Annotated in this window: 19 protein-coding genes and 2 tRNA genes; 5 read left to right on the forward strand and 16 right to left on the reverse strand. The window is 59.9% G+C overall.

Annotated elements, in window-relative coordinates; genetic code table 11:
- Positions 1–83: 83 nt before the first annotated feature.
- The 5 genes from V5E99_RS08885 to rimO form a co-directional block, all read right to left on the reverse strand.
- Positions 84–854, reverse strand: a complete 771-nt coding sequence (locus tag V5E99_RS08885; protein ID WP_499802113.1) for an SDR family oxidoreductase — start codon at positions 852–854, stop codon at positions 84–86.
- A 334-nt stretch (positions 855–1,188) separates the two neighbouring features.
- Positions 1,189–1,659: a YehS family protein gene (locus V5E99_RS08890; protein ID WP_499802114.1), complete on the reverse strand. Its 471-nt coding sequence runs from the start codon at positions 1,657–1,659 to the stop codon at positions 1,189–1,191.
- 75 nt (positions 1,660–1,734) lie between these two features.
- Complete coding sequence (locus V5E99_RS08895) at positions 1,735–2,445, reverse strand: rRNA pseudouridine synthase (protein ID WP_499802115.1); 711 nt, start codon at positions 2,443–2,445, stop codon at positions 1,735–1,737.
- 190 nt (positions 2,446–2,635) lie between these two features.
- Complete coding sequence (locus V5E99_RS08900) at positions 2,636–3,109, reverse strand: GNAT family N-acetyltransferase (protein ID WP_499802116.1); 474 nt, start codon at positions 3,107–3,109, stop codon at positions 2,636–2,638.
- A gap of 111 nt (positions 3,110–3,220) precedes the next feature.
- Entirely contained in the window at positions 3,221–4,558 is a 1,338-nt protein-coding gene (rimO, locus tag V5E99_RS08905) for a 30S ribosomal protein S12 methylthiotransferase RimO (protein ID WP_499802117.1), read from the reverse strand.
- 289 nt (positions 4,559–4,847) lie between these two features.
- Between rimO and V5E99_RS08910 the strand changes: the two genes are divergently transcribed.
- Complete coding sequence (locus V5E99_RS08910; protein WP_499802118.1) at positions 4,848–6,749, forward strand: potassium transporter Kup; 1,902 nt, start codon at positions 4,848–4,850, stop codon at positions 6,747–6,749.
- 240 nt (positions 6,750–6,989) lie between these two features.
- On the opposite strand, the gene V5E99_RS08915 is transcribed toward V5E99_RS08910, so the two are convergent.
- From V5E99_RS08915 to V5E99_RS08930, 4 genes are all read right to left on the reverse strand, one after another.
- Complete coding sequence (locus tag V5E99_RS08915; protein WP_499802119.1) at positions 6,990–8,300, reverse strand: virulence factor family protein; 1,311 nt, start codon at positions 8,298–8,300, stop codon at positions 6,990–6,992.
- Positions 8,300–10,942 (reverse strand): bifunctional lysylphosphatidylglycerol flippase/synthetase MprF, encoded by a 2,643-nt coding sequence (mprF, locus tag V5E99_RS08920; protein ID WP_499802120.1) that lies wholly within the window; start codon positions 10,940–10,942, stop codon positions 8,300–8,302. Before mprF ends, V5E99_RS08915 begins: the two co-directional genes overlap by 1 nt.
- Positions 10,943–11,221: 279 nt before the next feature.
- Positions 11,222–11,298: transfer RNA gene (locus V5E99_RS08925), tRNA-Met, on the reverse strand.
- A gap of 222 nt (positions 11,299–11,520) precedes the next feature.
- Positions 11,521–11,597: transfer RNA gene (locus tag V5E99_RS08930), tRNA-Met, on the reverse strand.
- Between the two features lie 300 nt (positions 11,598–11,897).
- Between V5E99_RS08930 and dinB the strand changes: the two genes are divergently transcribed.
- The gene (gene dinB, locus V5E99_RS08935; protein ID WP_499802121.1) at positions 11,898–12,959 is read left to right on the forward strand and encodes a DNA polymerase IV; all 1,062 of its coding nucleotides are present in this window, start codon (positions 11,898–11,900) and stop codon (positions 12,957–12,959) included.
- A 98-nt stretch (positions 12,960–13,057) separates the two neighbouring features.
- Here the strand turns inward: dinB and V5E99_RS08940 are convergent, their stop codons facing one another.
- The 4 genes from V5E99_RS08940 to V5E99_RS08955 form a co-directional block, all read right to left on the reverse strand.
- Complete coding sequence (locus V5E99_RS08940; protein ID WP_499802122.1) at positions 13,058–14,011, reverse strand: hypothetical protein; 954 nt, start codon at positions 14,009–14,011, stop codon at positions 13,058–13,060.
- A 17-nt stretch (positions 14,012–14,028) separates the two neighbouring features.
- A complete protein-coding gene (locus tag V5E99_RS08945) occupies positions 14,029–15,744 on the reverse strand; it encodes a proline--tRNA ligase (RefSeq protein ID WP_499802123.1) in 1,716 nt (571 codons plus the stop codon).
- 130 nt (positions 15,745–15,874) lie between these two features.
- The gene (locus V5E99_RS08950) at positions 15,875–17,434 is read right to left on the reverse strand and encodes an AmpG family muropeptide MFS transporter (RefSeq protein WP_499802124.1); all 1,560 of its coding nucleotides are present in this window, start codon (positions 17,432–17,434) and stop codon (positions 15,875–15,877) included.
- Positions 17,435–17,477: 43 nt separating this feature from the next.
- Positions 17,478–17,831, reverse strand: a complete 354-nt coding sequence (locus tag V5E99_RS08955) for an MGMT family protein (RefSeq protein WP_499802125.1) — start codon at positions 17,829–17,831, stop codon at positions 17,478–17,480.
- 164 nt (positions 17,832–17,995) lie between these two features.
- Between V5E99_RS08955 and V5E99_RS08960 the strand changes: the two genes are divergently transcribed.
- Entirely contained in the window at positions 17,996–19,003 is a 1,008-nt protein-coding gene (locus tag V5E99_RS08960; protein ID WP_499802126.1) for a DUF481 domain-containing protein, read from the forward strand.
- A 177-nt stretch (positions 19,004–19,180) separates the two neighbouring features.
- On the opposite strand, the gene V5E99_RS08965 is transcribed toward V5E99_RS08960, so the two are convergent.
- The gene (locus V5E99_RS08965) at positions 19,181–19,390 is read right to left on the reverse strand and encodes a cold-shock protein (RefSeq protein ID WP_002554837.1); all 210 of its coding nucleotides are present in this window, start codon (positions 19,388–19,390) and stop codon (positions 19,181–19,183) included.
- A gap of 353 nt (positions 19,391–19,743) precedes the next feature.
- Between V5E99_RS08965 and dcd the strand changes: the two genes are divergently transcribed.
- Positions 19,744–20,310: a dCTP deaminase gene (dcd, locus tag V5E99_RS08970; protein ID WP_054047011.1), complete on the forward strand. Its 567-nt coding sequence runs from the start codon at positions 19,744–19,746 to the stop codon at positions 20,308–20,310.
- A 106-nt stretch (positions 20,311–20,416) separates the two neighbouring features.
- Complete coding sequence (locus V5E99_RS08975; protein WP_123405914.1) at positions 20,417–20,626, forward strand: hypothetical protein; 210 nt, start codon at positions 20,417–20,419, stop codon at positions 20,624–20,626.
- A 137-nt stretch (positions 20,627–20,763) separates the two neighbouring features.
- Here the strand turns inward: V5E99_RS08975 and pdeM are convergent, their stop codons facing one another.
- Together pdeM and V5E99_RS08985 are read right to left on the reverse strand one after the other, a co-directional pair.
- Entirely contained in the window at positions 20,764–21,420 is a 657-nt protein-coding gene (pdeM, locus tag V5E99_RS08980) for a ligase-associated DNA damage response endonuclease PdeM (RefSeq protein WP_499802127.1), read from the reverse strand.
- The gene (locus V5E99_RS08985; protein ID WP_499802128.1) at positions 21,420–23,906 is read right to left on the reverse strand and encodes a ligase-associated DNA damage response DEXH box helicase; all 2,487 of its coding nucleotides are present in this window, start codon (positions 23,904–23,906) and stop codon (positions 21,420–21,422) included. The genes pdeM and V5E99_RS08985 overlap by 1 nt, the downstream gene beginning before the upstream one ends.
- Between the last annotated feature and the right edge of the window lie 31 nt (positions 23,907–23,937).

Genomic DNA, 23,937 nt, shown 5'->3' on the forward strand with positions numbered 1-23,937 from the left:
GCAGCCTGCGGCAGCTCCTACAGGGGAATGCATTCGGCGCAGGCGCTGCCGAAGGCTGCGATCTTTTCAGCAGACACTGCAGATCAGAGGCTAAACCCCCCATCCAGCGGAATAATATTCCCGGTCATATACGCCCCGGCCGTACTCGCCAGACTGATCGCCAGCGCCGCCATCTCTTCCTCGCGGCCCCAGCGCTTCATCGGAATCAACGCCGTATCCTGCGCCAGCGCCTGCTCATCATTGCCGATGTGCTGGGTCATTTTGCTCGGGAAGCGCCCCGGTGCGATCACGTTGACGTTGATGTGGTCACTCACCAGTTCCCGCGCCAGAATCCGCGACAATTGGTGTAGGGCGGCTTTACTCGGGCCGTAGGCGTACGCTTGCTCACCAAAGGACGAAATACCGGCCACCGAGCCGATATTGATGATCCGCGCCGGATTCGCCGCCGAGCCGCCCTTGCGCAGCAGCGGCAAAAACTGCTGGATGCAGTTGAATACCGAGGTCACGTTCAGCTGCATGACCTTTTCCCAGCCCTTGATCGGGTAGCTTTCCAGCGGCGCGCCCCAGGTGGTGCCGGCGTTATTGACCAGAATATCCAGATGAGTGATCTGCTCGCCCAGCCGCGTGGCCAATCGCAGTACGCCTTCTTCGGTGGCCAGATTGGCCGCCATCCCGTGGCAGCGCCCGAACGCACTCAATTCCTCGGCGGTTTGCACGCAGGCTTCGGCGTCCCGGGCACAGACGTATACCGTCGCACCGGCTTCAACATAGGCCTTGGCGATCATTTTGCCGATACCACGGGTGCCGCCGGTCACCAGGGCGGTGCGGCCTTGCAGGGAAAAATACGGGTGCATGGCGAATCCTGAGAGCTGAGGGTTAATACACCCTAGTCGTCAGCCGCCAGAAGCGGAGCCACTATTTTTGCGCGGAATGTTTTGCCATATAGCCTTGTAGGCGCTGCGTGGGAACTGTGCCGGGGTCGTGTAGGAGCCCTGTATGAACCCCGTAGGAGCGTGTAGGAGCGTGTAGGAGCTGTCGAGTGCAACGAGGCTGCGATCTTTTCTTGTCCACTTGAGTTCCAAGCGAAAGATCAAAAGATCGCAGCCTCGTTGCACTCGACAGCTCCTACACAGCTCCTACACAGCCCCGAACAGCCGCGACACAGCCCCGATACAGGCTGGCGGCGCTTTATTGCGGGCGAACGCGCAGGGTCAGGCCCTTGAGGAAGTTGCGCAGCAACTGGTCGCCACAGGTGCGGTAGTTGGTGTGGCCGAACTTGCGGAACAGCGCGCTCAGCTCAGGCTTGGACACCGGGAACTCGGCGGCCTTGAGGATCGCGTGCATGTCGTCTTCTTTCAGTTCGAAGGCCACGCGCAGTTTCTTCAGGATGATGTTGTTGGTCACCGGCGTTTCGATCGGCTGCGGCGGACGGCTTTCGTCCTTGCCGCGCTTGAAGATCACCAGGCCATCAAGGAAGTGCGCCATGACTTCATCCGGGCAGCGTACGAAACCTTCTTCGTCTTCCTCTTTCTTGTCGAGGTAGGTCAGCAGGTCTTCCATGGACACATCCATGCCGCCGGTCTTGATGATCTCGATGACTTTCTTGTCGCTGATGTCGAGCATGTAGCGCACGCTGCGCAGTACGTCGTTATGAATCATGGTGTGCAATCCTGATATTCAGCAGTGGGCGCCGCATAAACAGCGGCGCCAAGATGTAGGGCGGCGTGAAAAGTCTTAGAACTTCTCTTTGCCGGACAGGTAGCGCCATTGCCCCAGCGGCACTTTGCCGATGGACACGCCGCCGATGCGGATACGACGGATGGCGACGACCTTCAGGCCAACGGCCTGGCAGAACAGGGCGATCACGCCTGGTTGTGGGTTCTTCATCGCAAAGCGCAGACGGTTTTCGTTCTGCCAACTGGCCTTGACCGCCGGCAGTTCCTTACCCTTGTAGGTCAGGCCGTGGTTCAGGCGATTGAGGCCGTGAGCCACCATCTCGCCTTCAACTTCGACCACATACTCTTGCTCGATTTTCGCGGAGTCGGCGGTGAGCTTGCGCAGGATCTTCCAGTCCTGGGTGAACACCAGAAGACCGCTGGCGTTGGCCTGCAGGTCGGTGCTGGCGGTCAGGCGCAGGAAGTGACCCTTGAGCGGACGTTTGCTGAAGCGGTGTTCTTCGCTCAGGGTCTCGGCGCTGATGGTGGCCATGGCGGTTTCCGCGTCCATGCCCACCGGCACGTTGAACAGGATCGTCACCGGCTCCGGCGCGGTGGCCTTGGCTTCGGGGTCGAGCTCGACTTTCTGGTTCTCGACCTTGAACTGCGGCTCATCGATGACTTCGCCATCCACGGTGACCCAGCCGCCCTCAATGAACAGCTCAGCCTCCCGACGGGAACAGCCGACGAGTTCGATGAGGCGTTTGGAGAGACGAATCGGGTCAGTCATGACAGGGCCGTAACAAAAAGGGGGTGGGCATTGTACCTGCTGGGCGCCGGTTAATCGCGGGTCCATTTGCGCCATGTGGCTTTTTGTGGGAGCAGGCTTGCTCGCGAAAGCGGTGGATCAGTCAAAACATCTGTTGAATGACACACCGTATTCGCGAGCAAGCCCGCTCCCACATTTGTTCCGTGCTGTGTCAGCCATGCCTTGAGTGTTGCTGGTTTTGGCGCATGCGCATGTGCAGCAATGGATAGGGTTGGCCCATGCCGTCGACTTCCGAGCGGCCAATCACCTCAAACCCCTGCTTGAAGTAAAACCCCAGCGCCTGCGGATTCTGTTCGTTGACGTCCAGTTCATCGGCATTCAGGTGTTCCAGGGCATAGCGCAGCAGTTGCTTGCCCAGGCCCTGGCCTCGGTGATCGGGGTCGATGAAAAGCATTTCGACCTTGCCCGCCGCCACACCGGCAAACCCGGTGATGCGCTGGTGCGAGTCTTTGGTGCAGATCAGCATCACCGCGTCGAGGTAGCGGGTCAGCACCAGGTTCTTCAGCAGCTCGATGTAGCTGTCCGGCAGAAAGTCATGGGTGGCGCGCACCGAGGCCTCCCAGACCCGGGTGAGTTCTTCGTAGTCGCTCAGTTTCGGTGTGTGGATGACCGAATGTCGGCGCATGCCCGCCTGCCTCTTATGGGTGATTGATGCGAATCCTTTCTCCACAAAACGATAGACGTAAAAAAGCCCCGCATCTCGTCAAGAGAGCGGGGCTTTTCGTATTTTTTGCGTTTAGATCTGTTCAGCCCACAGGTCGTACTCGTCGGCGTCGGTCACTTTGCACCAGACTTTATCGCCCGGCTTCAAGTTGCTGCCGTTGTCGATGAACACGTTGCCGTCGATTTCCGGGGCATCGAAGAAGCAGCGGCCAACCGCGCCTTGCTCGTCGACTTCGTCCACCAGCACTTCGATTTCACGGCCGACGCGCAGTTGCAGGCGTGCCGAGCTGATGGCCTGTTGGTGGGCCATGAAGCGGTCCCAACGGTCTTGCTTGACGTCGTCCGGCACGATGGCCGCGTCCAGCAGGTTGGCCGGGGCGCCTTCGACGGGCGAGTACTGGAAGCAACCCACGCGATCGAGTTGCGCTTCGGTCAGCCAGTCCAGCAGGTACTGGAAGTCTTCTTCGGTTTCGCCGGGGAAGCCGACGATGAAGGTCGAACGGATGATCAGGTCCGGGCAGATCACGCGCCAGTTCTTGATCCGCGCCAGGGTCTTGTCTTCGAAGGCCGGGCGTTTCATGGCCTTGAGGACTTTCGGGCTGGCGTGCTGGAACGGGATATCCAGGTACGGCAGGATCTTGCCGGCGGCCATCAGCGGGATCAGCTCGTCAACGTGCGGGTACGGGTAAACGTAGTGCAGGCGAACCCAGACGCCGAGGGAACTCAAGGCTTCGCAGAGTTCGGTCATGCGGGTTTTCACCGGCGCACCGTTCCAGAAACCGGTGCGGTATTTCACGTCGACGCCGTAGGCGCTGGTGTCCTGGGAGATCACCAACAGCTCTTTGACGCCGGCCTTGACCAGGCGCTGGGCTTCGTCGAGCACGTCACCGACCGGACGGCTGACCAGTTTGCCGCGCATCGACGGGATGATGCAGAAGCTGCAGCTGTGGTTGCAGCCTTCGGAAATCTTCAGGTACGCGTAGTGGCGCGGGGTCAGCTTGATGCCTTGCGGCGGCACCAGGTCGATCAGCGGGTTGTGATCCTGACGCGGCGGCACGGCGTCGTGCACGGCGTTGACCACTTGCTCGTACTGCTGCGGACCGGTCACGGCCAGCACGCTTGGGTGCACCTTGCGAATGGCGCTTTCTTCGACGCCCATGCAGCCGGTCACGATGACCTTGCCGTTTTCCTTGATGGCTTCGCCGATCACTTCCAGGGATTCAGCCTTGGCCGAGTCGATGAAGCCGCAGGTGTTGACCACCACGACGTCGGCGTCCTCGTACGTGGACACGACGTCATAGCCTTCCATGCGCAGCTGGGTAAGGATGCGCTCGGAGTCGACCAGTGCTTTGGGGCAACCCAGGGATACGAAGCCAACCTTTGGATTGGCCGGCGCAGGAGTGGTGGACATGTCTAACCTCGGTATTTGTGACGCCTCCAGCCGAAATCGGCAAGGCGACAAACGGGCGCTTTGCTGCGCCTCTGATCAAAAAGTGCGCAATTCTAGCGATGGGAGACGCACTTGACCAGCTTTATGGAGGGAAATACGACGAGTGCTGCGCTATGCTTCGCGCCGTTACGCTTTACCGAATTTTTACAGTCAACAAATTGTCTGTAACCTTAAGTAAAACAGCGCATGCTGCACGGCAAAGCATAGTGCTTCTTATAAGAAGTCCGGGTCTGAGTAGTAGGAGTGTTGGATGGGGCAGGCAAGTAGTCAGGCGGCGGGCGCTGAGCATTCGGCGGCAAAACCGATCGGCATGCTGGTCGCGGCGGTTGGGGTGGTTTATGGCGATATCGGCACGAGCCCGCTGTACACCCTTAAAGAAGTGTTTTCCGGCGGCTATGGCGTACCGGTCAACCACGACGGCGTGTTGGGAATCCTGGCACTGATCTTCTGGTCGCTGATCTGGGTCGTGTCGTTCAAATACATGATGTTCGTGCTGCGCGCCGACAACCAGGGCGAAGGCGGGATCATGGCCCTGACCGCGCTGGCGCGGCGGGCGGCGGCGGGACATCCGAAGTTGCGGTCCTTTCTGGTGGTCTGCGGGCTGGTCGGTGCGGCGCTGTTTTATGGCGACAGCATGATCACCCCGGCGATCTCCGTGCTCTCGGCGATTGAGGGCCTGGGGCTGGCATTCGACGGCATCGACCATTGGGTGGTGCCCCTGTCATTGATCGTATTGGTGGCGCTGTTCCTGATTCAGAGCCATGGCACCGCGCGCATCGGCATCCTGTTCGGGCCGATCATGGTGACCTGGTTTGTGGTGCTGGGCGCTCTCGGCGTCTACGGCATCCTGCAGCACCCGGAAGTGTTGCAAGCGATGAACCCGGTGTGGGGCGTGCGTTTCTTCGTCGCACACCCAGGCATGGGCGTGACCATTCTTGGCGCCGTCGTCCTCGCGCTGACCGGTGCCGAAGCACTGTATGCCGACATGGGGCACTTCGGCCGCAAGCCGATTGCCCGTGCGTGGTTCATCCTCGTGCTGCCGGCACTGGTGCTGAACTACTTCGGCCAGGGCGCCTTGCTGCTCGGTGACCCGGAAGCGGCGCGCAACCCGTTCTACCTGTTGGCGCCGAGCTGGGCGCTGATCCCGTTGGTCGGTTTGTCGACCATGGCCACGGTGATTGCGTCCCAAGCGGTGATTTCCGGCGCGTTCTCCCTGACCCGCCAAGCGATCCAGCTCGGTTACATCCCGCGTATGCACATTCGCCACACCTCCAGTGCTGAACAGGGCCAGATCTACATTGGCGCGGTGAACTGGTCGCTGATGGTCGGCGTGATCCTGCTGGTGCTGGGCTTCGAATCCTCCGGCGCCCTGGCTTCGGCCTACGGCGTTGCGGTGACGGGCACCATGCTGATGACCACCGTGCTGGTGTCGGCGGTAATGTTGCTGCTGTGGAAATGGCCTCCAATCCTCGCGGTGCCGGTATCGATTGGTTTCCTGCTGGTGGACGGTCTGTACTTCGCCGCCAACGTGCCGAAAATCGTGCAGGGCGGGGCATTCCCGGTGATCGCCGGTATCGTGCTGTTCGTGCTGATGACCACCTGGAAGCGCGGCAAGCAACTGCTGGTCGAGCGCCTCGACGAGGGCGGGCTGCCGCTGCCGATCTTCATCAGCAGTATCCGCGTGCAACCGCCGCACCGCGTCCAGGGCACCGCCGTGTTCCTCACCGCGCGTCCGGACGCCGTGCCCCACGCGCTGTTGCACAACCTGCTGCACAACCAGGTGCTGCATGAACAAGTGGTGCTGCTGACGGTGGTGTACGAAGACATCCCGCGTGTCCCGGCCTCCCGGCGTTTCGAGGTGGATTCCTACGGCGAAGGGTTCTTCCGGGTCATCCTGCACTTCGGCTTCGTCGATGAACCGGACGTGCCGCAAGCGCTGAAACTGTGCCATCTCGACGACCTGGACTTCAGTCCGATGCGCACTACCTACTTCCTCAGTCGCGAAACCGTTATCGCCTCCAAACTCGAAGGCATGGCCCGCTGGCGCGAAGGGTTGTTTGCTTTCATGTTGCAGAATGCCAACGGCAACCTGAGATTCTTCAATCTGCCGCTGAACCGGGTGATTGAATTGGGTACTCAGGTAGAGATGTAAGCCTCGCTAAAAAGCCCCCGTTGCCGGTTCGGTAGCGGGGGCTTTTTTGTGTCCACAAAGATCAAAAGATCGCAGCCTTCGGCAGCTCCTACAGGGTGTACGCGTTCCTGCGTAGGAGCTGCCGAAGGCTGCGATCTTGGCGACTGATAACCGTCTCCCATCTCGAGCCCTTGTAGGCGTACATAAAAAAGCCCCCGCAACCTTGAGGCTGCGGGGGCTCTTTGTGACGCGTGGTTCAGATCACTCTTGAGCGGCGGTATCCGGCGTCGCTGCTTCCTTGGCCTGACGCTTGACGATGATGTCCACCAGCCGCTGTGCCAGCGCCGGGTAGTTCTCGTCGAAGTGGTGGCCGCCAGGGAGTTTGATGGCTTCGCCCACGGCGGTTTTGTCGGTGCAGCCGCTTTCGTCGACTTCTTCTTCGCCGTAGATGCACACCACTTTATCGGCGGGCAGTTTGGCCATTTCCGGGCCGGTGGCGGCTTCTTTGCCGGCGTTGCCGAGCCAGCCTTCGACTTCGATTTCGAAGCTGCCGGTGCGGGCGAAGGCCAACAGGATGATGGCATCGACCCGTTGCTGTTCCGATTCCGCCAAGCGGTTGTAGATCGCCGGCAGGACGTCAGCGCCGAACGAGTAACCAGTCAGGATGAAGCGCTTGGTGCCCCATTTCTGGCGGTAGTGCTGCATCAGTTCGGCCAGGTCCAGGGCGCTTTGCTCCGGGCTCTTGTGCTGCCAGTAGTAGCGCAGGGTGTCGATGCCGACCACCGGGTAGCCGATCTTGGCCATCTCGCCCGCCACATCGCGGTCCAGGTCGCGCCAGCCGCCGTCACCGGACAGGAACAGGGTCACGGTGTCCTTGGCTTGACCGGCCGGGACTTCGACCACTGGAATCTGCAGGCCGCCAGCGGCTTTGTCACCACCGACGAGGATCTTGCGCAGTTCGTTGTTCAGCACTTGCGGCAGGTTGATGTCGTAGTCGCTGATGCTAGTTTCGGCGTTGGGTTGATCACGCACGAAGCCGGCGCTGGTGTCGTCCGGGTTGTCATTCCAGGCCACCAGCCAATGACCGTGGGCGGCGCTTTTCGGCAACAGGTGAGTGCAACCGGGTTTTTCCAGGGCCAGGTCCACCGACACGGCCTGGGCTTTGTCGTCCTTCTGCTCGGACAACCAGCGCCACGCCAGCACTGCGCCAGGGCCGATGCCGCTGACCAGGGTCGCCGGGCCTTTCAGCTCGCGCAGGCCCGATTGCAGGGCACGGCTTTGCAGCAGGCAGTCTTTGGGCAGGATCACCTGGACGATCTGCGCCGAAGCGCTGCGGCTCAGGGTTTTGAGTTGCTGGTCACTGAGTTTCTGTTCGTCGGTGACCGCCACCAGCACTTGAGCCTTGGGCTTGGTGCCAGGAATCACACGGGTCATGGCCGCGCCATCGGCGGGCGTCAGCAGTTCGAGGGTCGGTTCTGGTGCCGGGCGTTTGAGGTACCAGTAACCGCCACCGACAATCAGGGCCAGCACTACCAGAGTGGCCAGTACGTACCGCAGGGAGCGTTGAATCATCAGCGTTTCACCAATCCAGTCAAGCCGCCCGCAATCAGGGCAGCAGTATCGGCCAGGGCAACCAGCGGATCGAGTCCGGCGGGCACGGCCATATAACGGGGTTCCCAGTCAGGCTGGAACTTGTCTTTGAAGCGGCGCAAGCCTTGGAAGTTGTAGAGCTGCTCACCACGGCGGAAAACCATCGAGCCCAGACGCTGGGTCAGTGGGGCGCCTCGACGGGGTTGCAGACCCGACAGCGGCACCATGCCCAGGCTGAAACGCGCGTATCCATGATTTTTATAATGTTGAATCAGGCCGACCATCATGAATTCCATGGTCAGCTTGGGAGCGTCCGGGTGCGCGCGCATCAGGTCGAGACTGGCCAAATCATGGCTGTAAGTCTCGAGCAAGTTGGCAAACGCCACCGGGCGTCCTTCGAAACGAATCACCGCCACGCGGAAATGCTTGAGGTAGTCATCGCTGAAACGGCCGAGGGAGAAGCCTTTCTCGCGCACGTTCTTGCCGGTCAGCCACGCATCGGAAATCACCTTGAGCTCATCCATCGGCGCTTGCCCTGGCTCGTGGATCTCCAGTGACAAGCCGTCACGGGTGCCGCGGTTCCAGGTGTAGCGCAGGTCTTTCATCTCTTTGCCCTTGGCTTCGAGATCAAAGCGATGCAGATCGACCCGGGCTTCTTCGCCGAGCTTGATCGCCGTCAGGCCGATGTCCATGTAGTACGGCAGGTTCTCGGCGCGTACTTGATAGAAAACCGGGCGGGCGTGGTGGATGTCGCAGAGGTCGCGGAACTGCCAGATCATTTCCGCCCGTTGCTGGGTCGGGCCGATCGGGTCGTACAACGCCACCAGGCTGCGCCCACGACGGGCGTACATCAGGAACGCCTCGTCGTTGGGGTGGAACAGCAACGCCTTGTCACCGGTCAACGCGAGGCCGCCGTCGGGTTGCGACGAGGCCATCAGGATCTTTACCGCGCGATCCAGTTCGTCGGGCGTTGGCAGGTGAATGATCGGGCGGGCGGTGCGCAGCAGCCAGGTCAGGGACACCACGACCAGCAGGACGGCGGCACCCAGCAGCGAACGCAAGCCACGGGGCGCGTCGGCGTCGAGGGTGAACTGCCACCAGAGTTGATGGCTGTAGGGAACGTCCTGATAGGCAAACAGCAGCAGCCAGATTGACGCGCCGAGTACGCACAGGCTCGCGACCAGGTACAGCGGCGAAAACGGCAGTTCGGTCAGGCGACTGGCGCGATAGAACGAACGCCGGAATACCCCGAGCAGGCTCGCGGTCAGGGTCATGAGGCAGGCTTCTTCCCAGTCGAAACCCTTGAGCAACGACAGGACCGCGCCCACCAGCAACAGAATGGTGGTCAGCATCCACGCCGCCGACAGTCGGCGACGCAGGCCCTGGGCCAGCAACAGGCAGAGCACGCCGACCAGGCTTGCGCCGAAGTGCGAAGCGTCCACCAGCCGATGGGGGATCAGAAAACCGATGTGTTCCAGGCGCGTGTCGATCTCCGGGGTCGCGCCTGAGAACAACAGCACCACGCCGGACATGAACACCAGCAACGCCAGGATCGGCGCCGCCAGACCCGAAGCCGCGCGCAGCGACTGACGGGACTGGAACAGCCGCTGGCCTTCGTTGATCAGCAGGAACACGCAGGCCACCAGCAATGGCAGCACCACATAGATCAATCGATAGAGCAGCAGGGCGGCGGCCAATGGCGCGGCACCGAGTGTATCGGCAAACGCGGCCAGCAGAATCGCTTCGAAGACCCCGACACCGCCCGGCACATGGCTGAGCACGCCGGCGGCCAGGGCCAGCAGGTAGATCAGCAGGAAAGCGCCAAAGGGCGGGGCTTCCGGCAGCAACAGATACAGCACGGTCGCGGCAGCGGCCACGTCCAGAGCGGTGATCACCAGTTGCAGAAAGGTCAGGCGCCGGCCCGGCAGACGCAGTGTGCGGCGCCCGGCCTTGACCAGCAGATTATCCGGGTAAGGCTGTTCCGGCAGGCGACGGCGATAGATGCCGATGGCCAGCACACTCGTGAGCACCAGTACCGCAGCGGCGATCACGCCCAGCAAGGTCTCTGAGAGGCCGAGGGCGGCAGAGGCGGCAGGCAGGTTGCTCAGGGTCGCCAGGGCGGCCAGAGGAGGCAGGGCGCAGCCGAGCGAGAGGCTGGCGAACAGCGTCATGTGCGCAACGTCGGAAGCCCCGAGGCCATGACGTGCATATAGACGATAGCGAACCGAGCCACCCGACAGCATCGACAGACCGATGGCATTGCCGATTGCGAATGCGGTGAAGCCGCCGAGGGCCAGCGTGCGTGGCGCTAATGTCACGCCGGCATAACGGCTGGCCGACCATTCATAGCCCAGCAAAATAATGAAGCCAACGACGGTCGCGCCCAGCGCGCCGATCAATGCCGGTTTCGGGACGTCCAGAATCGAGTCGTGGAGCGCATACAGATCGAGTTCGCTTAATAGATGGCGACAGGCAATCAGCGCGATAGCGAACAACAGCAAAGTGACCGCAAGACCAATGGACTGACGGTATTTGCTGACCAGATCAAGCAGGCGCAAACGCTCGGCCTTGATAGGTTGTGTCGCTGTGACGGTGTCTTGTGGATCAGACGAGTTGGCGCGCATCAATCACCTCTTGGATTGTGCGCGACAGGATGGAGGTATCGAGCCAAGTTACCAATCCCTGTAGAAAAAAATAATCACAAATATTAACGCCTCTCACCGGTATCCGGCGATGGCACGTCATCGGTCGTAGAGGGCCTGCCTGGGGAATCAGCATAGTCTGATCTCAAGGCATCGGTAGGTCCCGAACGGTTCACTACACTGTGACAGATCATTGTTGCGAAAGGACTTTTTCAACAGATACAAAAAAGGCCACTCTTTCGAGCAGCCTTTTTTGATGTTTGGTTGCGGGAGCCGGATTTGAACCGACGACCTTCGGGTTATGAGCCCGACGAGCTACCAGACTGCTCCATCCCGCGTCTGTGTGGCGGCATTCTATAGAGATACGCTTGGGTGTCAACCGTTAATCCCGAGATAGGTCAAATAAGCGTGAATTAGCGTCGAACGGTGGCGGGGGAGCGGTAAGTTTCGGAATCAGAACGATTTCTCATTTCTGCTTCGGTGCGCGCATGAGTGCTATGGAACGACAAAATAGACGCGCACAAAAAAGGCCACTCTTTCGAGTAGCCTTTTTTGATGTTTGGTTGCGGGAGCCGGATTTGAACCGACGACCTTCGGGTTATGAGCCCGACGAGCTACCAGACTGCTCCATCCCGCGTCTGTGTGTCGGCATTCTACAGAGGAACGCCGGGGTGTCAACCTTCAATGTGGAAAAAATCTGTTCCTGTTCAATCGCTTAGCAGTAAATGCGCCAGGCTGGATGGGCTGAAAGGCAGGTGTGGCAAGGCTTTCAGCTCTATCGATGGGTGCTTTTCGATTGAGAAAATAAATTCAGCGCGCCTTTTCCTAAGCCCTATAAAGAAGATTCAGAGTACTGGTGCTATATACAGGTGTCAGTGAGATACTGCCGATCCGGCTCGTCATTACGTCTTTTCTTTGCCATGAACACTGCTTTTATATGACTCAGCGCAAAATCATCCACGTCGATTGTGACTGTTTCTACGCCGCCATCGAGATGCGTGATGACCCGCGCCTGGCCGGCAAGCCATTGGCGGTGGGCGGGTCGGCGGACCGGCGCGGGGTGATTGCCACCTGCAATTACGAAGCGCGGGCCTATGGTGTGCGTTCGGCGATGTCTTCCGGGCATGCGTTGAATCTGTGCCCGGACCTGACCATCGTCAAACCTAGAATGGATGCCTATAGAGAAGCGTCGAAGGAAATTCAGACGATCTTCAGCGATTACACCGACCTGATCGAACCGCTTTCCCTCGACGAGGCTTACCTGGACGTGTCGGACAGTGCGCATTTTGGCGGCAGCGCCACGCGAATTGCCCAGGACATCCGGCGTCGGGTCTCCAATCAATTGCATATCACGGTCTCGGCAGGTGTCGCGCCGAACAAGTTCCTCGCCAAGATCGCCTCCGACTGGAAGAAGCCCAACGGCTTGTTCGTCATCACGCCGGATCAGGTCGAGGACTTTGTCAGTGGTTTACCGGTGAGCAAACTGCACGGTGTCGGCAAGGTGACTGCCGACAAGCTCGGGAAGCTCGGCATTGTTGATTGCGCGCATTTGCGGGAGTGGAACAAGTTGGCGCTGGTGCGCGAATTCGGCAGTTTCGGCGAGCGACTCTGGAGCCTGGCCCGTGGGATCGATGAGCGGCTGGTGCATAACGACAACCGTCGGCAATCCATCAGTGTCGAAAACACTTACGACGTGGACTTGCCGGATCTGGTGAGTTGCCTGGATAAACTGCCCGAATTGCTCGAAACCCTGGCCGGGCGCATGGCGCGAATCGACAGCAGCTATCGACCGGGTAAACCGTTCGTCAAAGTGAAATTCCATGACTTCACCCAAACCACGCTGGAGCAGGCCGGGGCAGGGCGGGATCTGGGGAGTTATCAGTTGTTGCTGACCCAGGCGTTCAATCGCGGCGGCAAACCGGTGCGGTTGTTGGGGATCGGGGTGAGGCTGGAGGATTTGCGCGGCGGGTTTGAGCAGATGGAGTTGTTTGAGCGCTGAAGGTTGAAAAGCAAAAGATCGCAGCCTTCGGCAGCTCCTACAGGATGTACGTCGATCCCTTGTAGGAGCTGCCGAAGGCTGCGATCTTTTAACGCCGATTAATTCGGATTTGGATCCGCCACCAATCGTCCCGCATCCTTGGTCAATGACTTGAGGAATTCGGTCTGCAACTCAGGATCGTTGCGCGTCAGTTCGATCAGGCTCTGCTCCAGCTCACTGGCTTCTTCTTCCAGGCCCAATTCCGACAGCCGTTTGACCCGGTGGACCCACTGGCTCACTTCGTCGTCTTCAAGGTCGTCGTAAATCAACCCGTGGGCTTCGAGCAGTTTGCCGCGCAAGCCACTGCTGACCGCCAGGGACGAGTCGGTGTGCACGTCGTCCTGGGCATCTTCAACAGTAATCAGCAGTCGGCTCAGATGATTGATGTCATGTTCAGCGAACGGACTGTCCAGCAGGTTCAGGCGCAGCACGCCGTTTTTGTCGGTGCTCAGCTCGAACGTTTCCTTGCCGGCCTTGACCTGCACCGGGCGCTCGCTCCACGGCAGGCTTGAATATTCCGTGCGTTTGTCATGCTGGACTTCGTCGATGCCGGCCAGGTTTTGCTGCGCGCGACCGTGGGACTGCACGTTCATGAACGGGTTGATCCCGGCGAAACCGTAGCTCAGCCAATCCTTGGTCACACTGTCCGGCAGATTGCCAAGCGCAAACACGTTGACCACGTTCGCGCCAACGCCGGCCACGATGGCCACCATGCCCAGCGGGATCTCGTAGATCTCCCGCCAGGGTTGGTAAGGCGTGTAGCGATCGTAACGACGTGTAACCTCGAACTCGGTGACTTCGAAGGTCTTTTGCTCGTGGATTTTCACGCGGCGTTGCGGCAGCTCAAGCACCTTGGGCTCACCGACATCGATCTGCAGGCTGTGATCGAGCAATTTGCGCTCGACCCGTTCCTCGTGCTCGCTGCGTTGCGACATGTGATTGGCACAGCCGCTGACCAGCAGGGTGCCGCACAGTGCGGCACCGCCGAGGCCTAAGGTGTTTCGCTTGAACATGACTTCTCTATCTGGTGTCAGCGGCGGATACGGGCCTGGAGGAAGGACAGCACGTCAGCGACCGGCAGCGCTTGCGCCTCGGCCTCGGTACGGCTCTTGTATTCCAGGTTGCCTTCGGCGAGGCCACGGTCACTGACCACGATCCGGTGAGGAATACCGATCAGCTCCATGTCCGCGAACTTGATGCCCGGGCTGGTTTTCTTGTCGCGGTCGTCCAGCAACACTTCGAAACCGGCCGCCGTCAGTTCTGCGTACAGCTTGTCGGTCGCTTCGCGAACCTGCTCGTTGTCGTAGCGCAATGGCACCAAAGCGATCTGGAAGGGCGCGAGGGTGTCGCTCCAGATGATCCCTTTGTCGTCGTTGTTCTGCTCGATGGCCGCCGCCACCACGCGGGACACGCCAATACCGTAGCAACCCATTTCCAGGGTCACTGGCTTGCCGTTCTCGCCCAGCACTTCGCACTTCATCGCTTTGCTGTACTTGTTGCCCAGCTGGAAGATGTGCCCGACTTCGATGCCGCGCTTGATTTCCAGGGTGCCCTTGCCGTCCGGGCTTGGGTCGCCGGCGGCGACATTACGCAGGTCGGCCACGGTCGGAACCGGCAGGTCACGTTCCCAGTTCACGCCGAAGTAGTGCTTGTCGTCGATGTTGGCGCCGATACCGAAGTCGCTCATCAATTCGACCGAACGGTCGATGATGATCGGCAGCGGCAGGTTCAGCGGGCCGAGGGAACCGGCGCCGGCGCCAATGGCGTCGCGCAGTTCGGATTCGGACGCCATGACCAGTGGGCTGGCAACGCCTGGCTGGATGGCAGCCTTGATTTCGTTCAGTTCGTGGTCGCCACGGATGATCAGGGCAATCAGCTTGCCCGCTTCTTCAGCGTGAACCACGAGGGTCTTGATGGTTTTTTCGATCGGCAGGCCAAAGCCTTCGACCAGTTGCGCGATGGTCTTGGCGTTTGGGGTGTCGACCAGGCGCAGCTCTTCGGCAGGCGCGGCGCGGGAGGTTTCGCGCGGCACGGCTTCGGCTTTCTCGATGTTCGCGGCGTAGTCGGAGCCGTTGCTGAACACGATATCGTCTTCGCCGGATTCGGCCAGTACGTGGAACTCGTGGGAGCCGGCACCGCCGATCGAGCCGTTATCGGCCTCGACAGGGCGGAATTTCAGGCCCAGACGGGTGAACACGTTGCAGTACGCTTGGTGCATGCGATCGTAAGTGATCTGCAGCGATGGCTGGTCGGCGTGGAAGGAATAGGCGTCCTTCATGATGAATTCGCGACCGCGCATCAGACCGAAGCGTGGGCGGATTTCATCACGGAATTTGGTCTGGATCTGGTACAGGTTGATGGGCAGCTGTTTATAGCTGCTCAACTCGTTGCGCATCAGGTCGGTGATCACTTCTTCGTGAGTCGGGCCGGCGCAGAAATCGCGACCGTGACGATCCTTGAAGCGCAGCAGCTCAGGGCCGTACTCTTCCCAGCGCCCGGATTCCTGCCACAGCTCAGCCGGTTGAGTGCTCGGCATCAACACTTCAAGCGAGCCGGCGGCGTTCATTTCTTCGCGAACGACGGCTTCGACCTTGCGCATCACTCGCAAGCCCATCGGCAGCCAGGTGTACAGGCCCGAGGCGAGTTTGCGGATCATGCCGGCGCGCAGCATCAGCTGGTGGCTGATCACGACCGCGTCGGAAGGCGTTTCTTTCTGTGTGGCGAGCAAAAATTGACTGGTGCGCATGGTTGGCCGTTGTCGGTTGCTGATGACGAGAAATGACGGAGCATTGTACGGGCGAGTTTTGCTGACGTACAGAAGTGCGGCCGGCGGTGAGGCTGCAAGGGCGGATTTCTCCAGCCCTTAGGGATGTTTCCTACGACTCTTCCACAACCGGCGTCTGCACCGGTTCAGGCTTGGGTTTCGGGCCCGCGCGGCGGCTCTCCTGGAACCAGTGCAAGGCGATCAGCAGCAGCGTCGGAACGCCAAGCAGCGCGGTGATCAGGAAGAAATTGTGGTAGCCGTATTTCTCCACCATGACCCCTGAATAGCCGCCGATCAGGCGTGGCAGCAAGAGCATGATCGAACTCAGCAGCGCGTATTGGGTGGCGGAAAACTTGAGGTTGGTCAGGCTCGACAGGTAGGCCACGAACGCCGAGGTCGCCATGCCCGAGCTGAAGTTGTCCAGCGAGATGGTGACGATCAGCATCTGCAGGTTGGCGCCCATGTCGGCGAGCATCAGGAACAGCAGGTTGGTGCCAGCCGAAGCCACGCCGCCGATGAACAGGATCGGCAGAATGCCGAAACGCACGATCAACAGGCCGCCCATGCCGGCGCCGACCAGGGTCATGATCAGGCCGAAAATCTTGCTGACGCTGGCGATCTGATCCTTGGTAAAGCCCTGGTCGATGTAAAACACGTTGGCCATGACGCCCATGACCGTATCGGACATTCGATAAGTGGCAATCAGCCCGAGCAGCAGAAAGGCTTGCCAGCGGTAGCGCAGGATAAAGTCGTTGACCGGTGTGAGCACCGGCGCCAGGCCTCGGCGGCCCATGGTTGAGAGACACATGGCGGTGAGGAGGATGTAGAGGATCGCGCGCAGGAAGGCGCGGTCTTCGAGCAGCAGGTCGAGCAGGCTCACGCCGCCGAACAGTACGCTGGCAAAGTCAGTGTTATAGAGCTGGGTGAACATGGCCGGTACGGACACCAGCAACACGATCAGCACAAACACCGACATCAGTTGGTGCGCAAAACTGTAGCGCCCGGCCTGAAGCTGGGTGCGCAGCGGCACGGGCGGCTCGCGCATGAACAGGGTGGTGAGCAGGGCGGGGATCATCAAGGCGCCGAACAGCACGTAGGTGCCGGTCCAGGCCGAGTGCTGGTAGTTGAAACCGGTGGAGCCGAAGCCTTCGGCGAAGAACAGGGCGCCGGCGGTAGCCAGCAATGCCGCGATCCGATAACCGGACATATAGCTGGCGGCCAGCGCAGCCTGGCGACTGTCTTCAGCGATTTCCAGGCGATAGGCGTCTACTGCGATGTCTTGGGTCGCCGAGGCGAACGCGACGATCACGGCAATGGCGATCAACCAGGACAGGTGCTTTTGCGGATCGCAGAAGCCCATGCCGATCAGTCCCAGGATCACCAGCGATTGGGCCAGTACCAGCCAGGAGCGGCGGCGGCCGAGTTTGCCGAGTAATGGCAGGCGCCATTGGTCCAGCAGTGGGGACCACACCCATTTAAAGGCGTAGGCCAAACCGATCAGGCTTGCATAGCCAATGGTCTCGCGGGCCACACCGGCCTCACGCAACCAGACCGACAGCGTCGAAAACACCAGCATGTAGGGCAAGCCGGCGGCGAAACCAAGCAGCAACAGCACGAGTGTTGAAGGGCTGGCATAGGCGGCGAGCGCGGCGCGCCAGGTTTTACGGGGCATGGGCTGAAGTCTGCCTCAAGATTACGGAAACAAAGCGCGCACTCTAACCGCTGTGCTCTACCGGGCGCCAGCCATGACGCTGAATATCAACACGATTGTTCAGGATACTGATCCCCTCGGTGCGTAAACGGGCCCGTTGTTCATCCCCCGAAGGGCTGCCCACCGGCAGGCTGATGCGACCACCGGCGGCCAGCACTCGATGCCAGGGCAACTTGGTATCACCGGGTAGCTGGCTCAGTGTGCGCCCGACCCAGCGAGCGGCCCGCCCCAGTCCCGCCAGCTCGGCCAGTTGCCCGTAACTCACGACTTTGCCCTCGGGCACTTGCGCCAGTGTCAGGTAGAGGGCCGTGCGTCGGATTTGCGCCGGGCTTTCGGTTTCGGTGGTCGCGTCTGTCACGTCCGCAGTTCCTGAAGAAATGGGGTTTGTTTCCCGTAGATTAAGTCCTGAAATCGTTATTGAGAAATGAACTCAATAGAAATAGTTGGGTCAGTCCTTGTTAGCGCCTTATTCCTACGGATAATGCCGACTTTTTTTCGCAAACCAGAGCCTTCGATTTGCTTATGTTGTCCAGAACCTTGCTGTGCCTCGCTGTCTTCAGTGCTTCCACGCCTTTGCTCGCCGACACTGTCTGGTTGAAGAACGGTGACAAATTGAGCGGCAAGATCACCGTGTTTGATGGTGGCAAACTGTTGATTCAAACCGAATACGCGGGCGCCGTTCCGATTGACTGGAAACAGGTCAAAACCTTGGAAAGCGACCAGGAATTGCTGGTCAAGCAGGACGCTTACAACGGCGAGAAAGCCAAGTCATTAAAGGCTGCTGAAGACGGCAAGGTGACTCTGGCCAATGGCGAGGCACCGAAAACCGTCGAGTTGGCGAGTATCCAGCAAATCCTCAAACCCAAGCCGATCGTCGAGGATCTGGTGTGGAAGGGGAGTGTCGACATGGCGCTGGATTATCAGCGCGCCGAGAAAGACACCGATGACTATGACGTCGGCTTCAAGACCTCGGCTCGTCATGGTCGCTGGCGGCATACCGCCGAGGGCGAGTACAACCGTGAATTCCAGAATGAGGTGGTCACCACTGACAACTGGCGCGCCGAGTACTCCCTGGACCGATTCCTGACGGAGAACTGGTTCTGGCAGGGACGCTTGAACTACAAGCGCGACAAGGTCGAAGAGCTGTCCCGTCAGCGCGTGGTCGGTACCGGTCCCGGGTATCAGTTCTGGGATAACGAACTGGGCGCTTTCTCGCTGGGATCGCTGCTTAACCGCACGGACTATGAGTACAGCGATGGCGGCAAGGATAACTTCTATTCCGTCGCCATGAAGTGGGACTACAACCGTTACCTGATTGGCAAGAAGGTCGAGTTCTTCACCAATGGCGAAGTGGGCAAGCCGTTGTCCGGTGTGGCCGATTATGCGCTCGATGCGGAAATGGGCTTGCGCTACAAGGTGACCGACTGGGCTTCGCTTAACCTGAAGGCTGAGCGGGACATCATTAGCGGGACCAATGATGCGGATTTGAACAAGACGCGCTATACGGCTGGGTTTGGTGTGGCTTGGTAATAAGGTAGAAGATCAAAAGCCGAGGTCAAAAGATCGCAGCCTTCGGCAGCTCCTACGGGACAATCCATCCCGCGTAGGAGCTGCCGAAGGCTGCGATCTTTTTTGCGCCCTAAAAATAGACAGGCACAAAAAAGCCCCGCTTTTGAGGGCGGGGCTTTTTACTAAAGCAAGTACAAGTTAGATAACTTGAACTTCTTCAGCTTGCATGCCTTTCTGACCGCGGGTAGCGATGAAAGAAACCTGTTGGCCTTCTTTCAGGCTTTTGAAGCCGTCGGATTGGATAGCTTTGAAGTGAACGAACAGGTCGTCACCGGATTGTGGAGTGATGAAGCCGAAGCCTTTTTCATCGTTGAACCACTTAACGGTACCAGTTTGGCGATTAGACATGGTGTAACTCCTTGAACAAAGATAACTGCGACGCAGGAAGAACCCTGGCCGAGACTGAGTGCAAAGAGCAGGAAAAATTCTTGTAGATGGTTGGATCGAAATTCAACATATCGTGTAGAGATTCTCAGTGACACAAGCAGCACAGTGGCGCCACCTTAACCCTTTTTCCGGGACGTGCCAATGCTTCCTGCGAAGGTTTCTCTGTTTTCGTGACTGACGGTGCATCGAATTGCCGCCAAGGGCCAGGAAACAGGAGGGATTGCCGAGAATTTTGTCCCGGACTTTGAACGCGGGGCGCGCCCTAGTAAGATGCCGGACAGAATTTTTCCACCTCGCTATTCAGGACACCCGCCATGAGCATCAAATCGGACAAGTGGATTCGCCGCATGGCGCAAGAGCACGGCATGATCGAACCGTTCGTCGAGCGCCAGATGCGCGGCGAAGGTGCCGAGCGACTGATTTCCTACGGTGTGTCGAGCTACGGCTACGACGTGCGCTGTGCCGGTGAATTCAAGGTGTTCACCAACATCAACTCGGCAATCGTCGACCCGAAGAACTTTGATGAGAAGAGCTTCGTCGATGTCACCAGCGACGTCTGCATCATTCCGCCGAACTCCTTCGCCCTGGCGCGCACCGTGGAATTCTTCCGCATTCCGCGCAACGTGCTGACGATCTGCCTGGGTAAAAGCACCTACGCGCGCTGCGGCATTATCGTCAACGTCACGCCGCTTGAGCCGGAATGGGAAGGCCACGTGACCCTGGAATTCTCCAACACCACCACATTGCCGGCGAAGATCTACGCCAATGAAGGCGTCGCACAGATGCTGTTCTTCGAATCCGACGAAGAGTGCGAAGTCTCCTACAAGGACCGTGGCGGCAAGTATCAGGGCCAGCGTGGCGTCACCTTGCCGCGCACCTGATCCGTTCATCTGAGCGATCGCGGGAATTCTTCGGCGGGTAGACACTCTATTGGGTGTACTGCCCGGTTCGCGTAAAGCCAACCGGGCCATTGCTCAGGAGTGCTTTATGAAGATCGATCCCCGAATAAGTGCCGAACTGGCCAGGCTTGAGCCCAATCAGATTGGCGTTTTGGCCTGGTCCTTGTTGGCACATCCGCCAATCAACATGGCAGGGGGCATCCCCGGCCAGCCCGATCCCGATACCCCCAACGAACAACCCACCGAGCCCGGTGAGCCTACTCTGCCGGACGAGCCGCCTCCCGCACCGGTTGCCTGATGCGGCATCCTTTGCTTGGCGCGTGACGGGTGATCCTGTAGGAGCGAAGCTTGCTCGCGAAGGCGGCGCGCCAGTCGACATCACAGTTGACTGATACACCGCCTTCGCGAGCAAGCTTCGCTCCTACAAGGGCAACGTCAGCTGACGGGCCATATTTCGTTGTCGCCGATGACGAAAATCCTACAGCCTTCATCCCGCCCGACCTGATACCCGCCGGTAAACGCGCCGAACGCGGGCAATAGACTCATGTGCTCCCCGAGCCTGAAACACGCCAGCCGCAAGCTTTGGCGCCCTTTGCCATTGAGCCGATAGACCGGATGCACGTGCCCCGCGAGTACGTGCCGGTCGGGGTGAGGATCAGGCTCATGCTGCAGCGCAAACGGTCCCAGCAATAAAGGCTCCGGGACCACTCGAATGTTCAGCGACAAGGGTGGATCGCCCGCGCGTTTGTCGTGGTTGCCGCGAATCAGCGTCATCGGCAGATTGTCATGGCGGTCTCGCCACTCGGCCAATGCCTTCAAGGTAGCCGCCGCATGTGAGCCCGGACCGTGCAGAAAATCACCGAGGAAGATCAACTGACGACAGGGCAGGGCGGCCAGCAAGTCATCCAGTACGGCGATGTTTTGCGCGGTGGTGCCCCGTGGTACGGGTTGGCCAAGGCTGCGATAAGCCGCTGCCTTGCCGAAATGCACATCAGCGATCAACAGCGCTTGCTGTGCCGGCCAATACAACGCTTTCTCGGGTAACAACCAGAGTTCTTCACCTGCAAGGCGCACGGGATAAGGTGTGCCCATCAGGCTTTCCCAGATTCGGCGGTTTTTTCCAGATCACCGACCATGCGCCTGATTCGATCCGCGAGTTTTTCCGAACTCATGCTCTCGCGCATTCGCTCCACCAGCAGCGGAAACCCCAATGGCGTCGGACGTTTGATCTGATGCAGGTCGAATTTCAAACGATTGATGTGGGCCAAGGTCTGCTCCAGCCGCTGTATATCCAATTCTTCCCGTAGGACTTCTTCCCCGGCCTGGGCGAGTAACAGGTTGTCGGCGTCGTACTGCTTGAACACTTCGAAAAACAAACCGCTGGAAGCCTGAACCTGCCGAGTGCTCTTGGGCGCACCGGGATAGCCGGCGAACACCAGCCCGGCAATTCGCGCAATTTCCCGAAAGCGCCGCAACGCCAGTTCTCCGGCATTCAGGCTGGCGAGCACATCGGCCAGCAGATGTTCGGGGCTGAACAGTTCGGGGTTCAGATGGGCGGACCAATCGATGTACGTTGCGCTGAGCAATTCCAGGCCGTAATCGTTCACCGCGATGGAAAACGTTACGGCCTGCCGTTGACTGACGCGCCAGGCCAACAGGCTCGCCAGCCCCAAATGCACCTGGCGCCCGGCGAAGGGGTAGAGGAACAAGTGCCAGCCCTCCCGGGATTTGAGCGCTTCGGCCAACAGACTGTGCTCGGTCGGCAGCCCGGACCACTGTTGTTGCACCGCTAACAATGGGCGCAACGCCTGCATTTCCGGGCCGATGAACGTGCCTTCAGCGGCGGCGCCGAAACGCGCAACCACCGCCCGCGCCAGTTCGTTGGAAAGCGGCATGCGCCCGCCATTCCAGCGTGGCACTGCGGCTTTTTTCGCCGTGCTGCGCTTTACATAAGCCGTCATGTTTTCGACGCGCACCAGTTCCAGCAAGCGCCCGGCGAACAGAAACCCGTCGCCGGGCCTAAGCCGGGCAATAAACCCTTCCTCGACACTGCCCAGTGGCTTGCCACCGCCACCCTTGCTCCAGAATTTCAGCTGAATGCTCGCGTCGCTGACGATGGTGCCGATGCTCATGCGATGTCGGCGTGCCAGTCGCGCATCCGGAACTCGCCAGACGCCCTGTTCATCGGGTTCGACTCGCTGATAATCCGGATACGCCGTCAGTGAAAGTCCGCCATGGCGTACGAAAGCCAACGCCCAGGTCCAATCCTGTGGCGTGAGGTCACGATAAGCCCAGGCACTGCGGACTTCTTCGTACAGCTCATCGGGCCTAAATCCACCCCCCAACGCCATGCTGACCAGATGCTGCACCAGCACATCCAGCGGCTTGTGCGGCGATTCGCGAGGTTCGATACGCCGTTGCGCCACGGCGTCCTGAGCCGCAGCGGCTTCGATCAGTTCCAGGCTGTGGGTCGGCACCAGCGTCACCCGGGAGACGCGCCCCGGCGCATGGCCAGAACGCCCGGCCCGCTGCATCAGCCGCGCCACGCCTTTGGCCGAGCCGATTTGCAGTACGCGTTCCACCGGCAGGAAGTCCACGCCCAAATCCAGGCTGGAGGTGCAGACCACGGCTTTGAGTTGCCCATCCTTGAGGGCGCGCTCGACCCAGTCGCGAGTGTCTCTGGACAATGAGCTGTGATGCAGTGCAATCAGCCCGGCCCAATCCGGCCGCGCCTCCAGCAACGCCTGATACCAGATCTCCGATTGTGCCCGGGTGTTGGTGAACACCAGGCTGCTGGAACTGGAAGTAATCTCGGCCACGACCTGCGGCAACATCTTCAAACCGATGTGCCCGGCCCAGGGGAAGCGCTCGATTGACGGGGGCAGCAGCGTATCGACTTGTAGGTCCTTACCGTTTTGACCCTGGACGCTGATGCCGCCGCCCTGTGGGATTAATACCTGCTCGGCGTGGGCCTGATTACCCAACGTCGCGGAAACGCCCCACACGATCAGTTGCGGATGCCAGCGCCGCAAACGGGCGAGGGCCAGTTGCAATTGCACGCCGCGCTTGTTGCCGAGCAATTCGTGCCATTCGTCGACCACCACCATGCGTAAGGTGCTGAGCGCGGTGTGTGCGTCGGCGCGGGCAAGCATCAGGGTCAGGCTTTCGGGCGTGGTGATCAGGGTGGTGGGCAGGCGACGGCTCTGGCGGGCGCGTTCGCTGTTGCTGGTGTCGCCGGTGCGCAGGCCGACACTCCATGGGATCTGTAGATCCGACAGTGGAGCCTCCAGCGCTTTAGCCGTATCCGCCGCGAGGGCGCGCATTGGCGTTATCCACAGCACGGTCAGCGGCTCGGCCAGTGGTTTGCGTTTACGCGGTGTTTCAACCGGCGCGACGCTGGAAGCAAAGCGATTGAGCGCCGCAAACCACACCGCATAGGTTTTACCGGCACCGGTGCTGGCATGCAGTAACCCGGACTCGCCGCGTTTAACCGCCGCCCACACCTGTTTCTGAAAGACGAACGGCTTCCAGCCGCGCACGGTGAACCAGTATTTTGCGTAGTCGGGGGAGGTGCCCATGCCGGCGGTGTGCGCTCTGAAAGTCTTCTTT

Source organism: Janthinobacterium sp. LPB2021202312-11-4 (assembly GCF_037049705.1).
In the GTDB taxonomy this organism is placed as follows: domain Bacteria; phylum Pseudomonadota; class Gammaproteobacteria; order Pseudomonadales; family Pseudomonadaceae; genus Aquipseudomonas.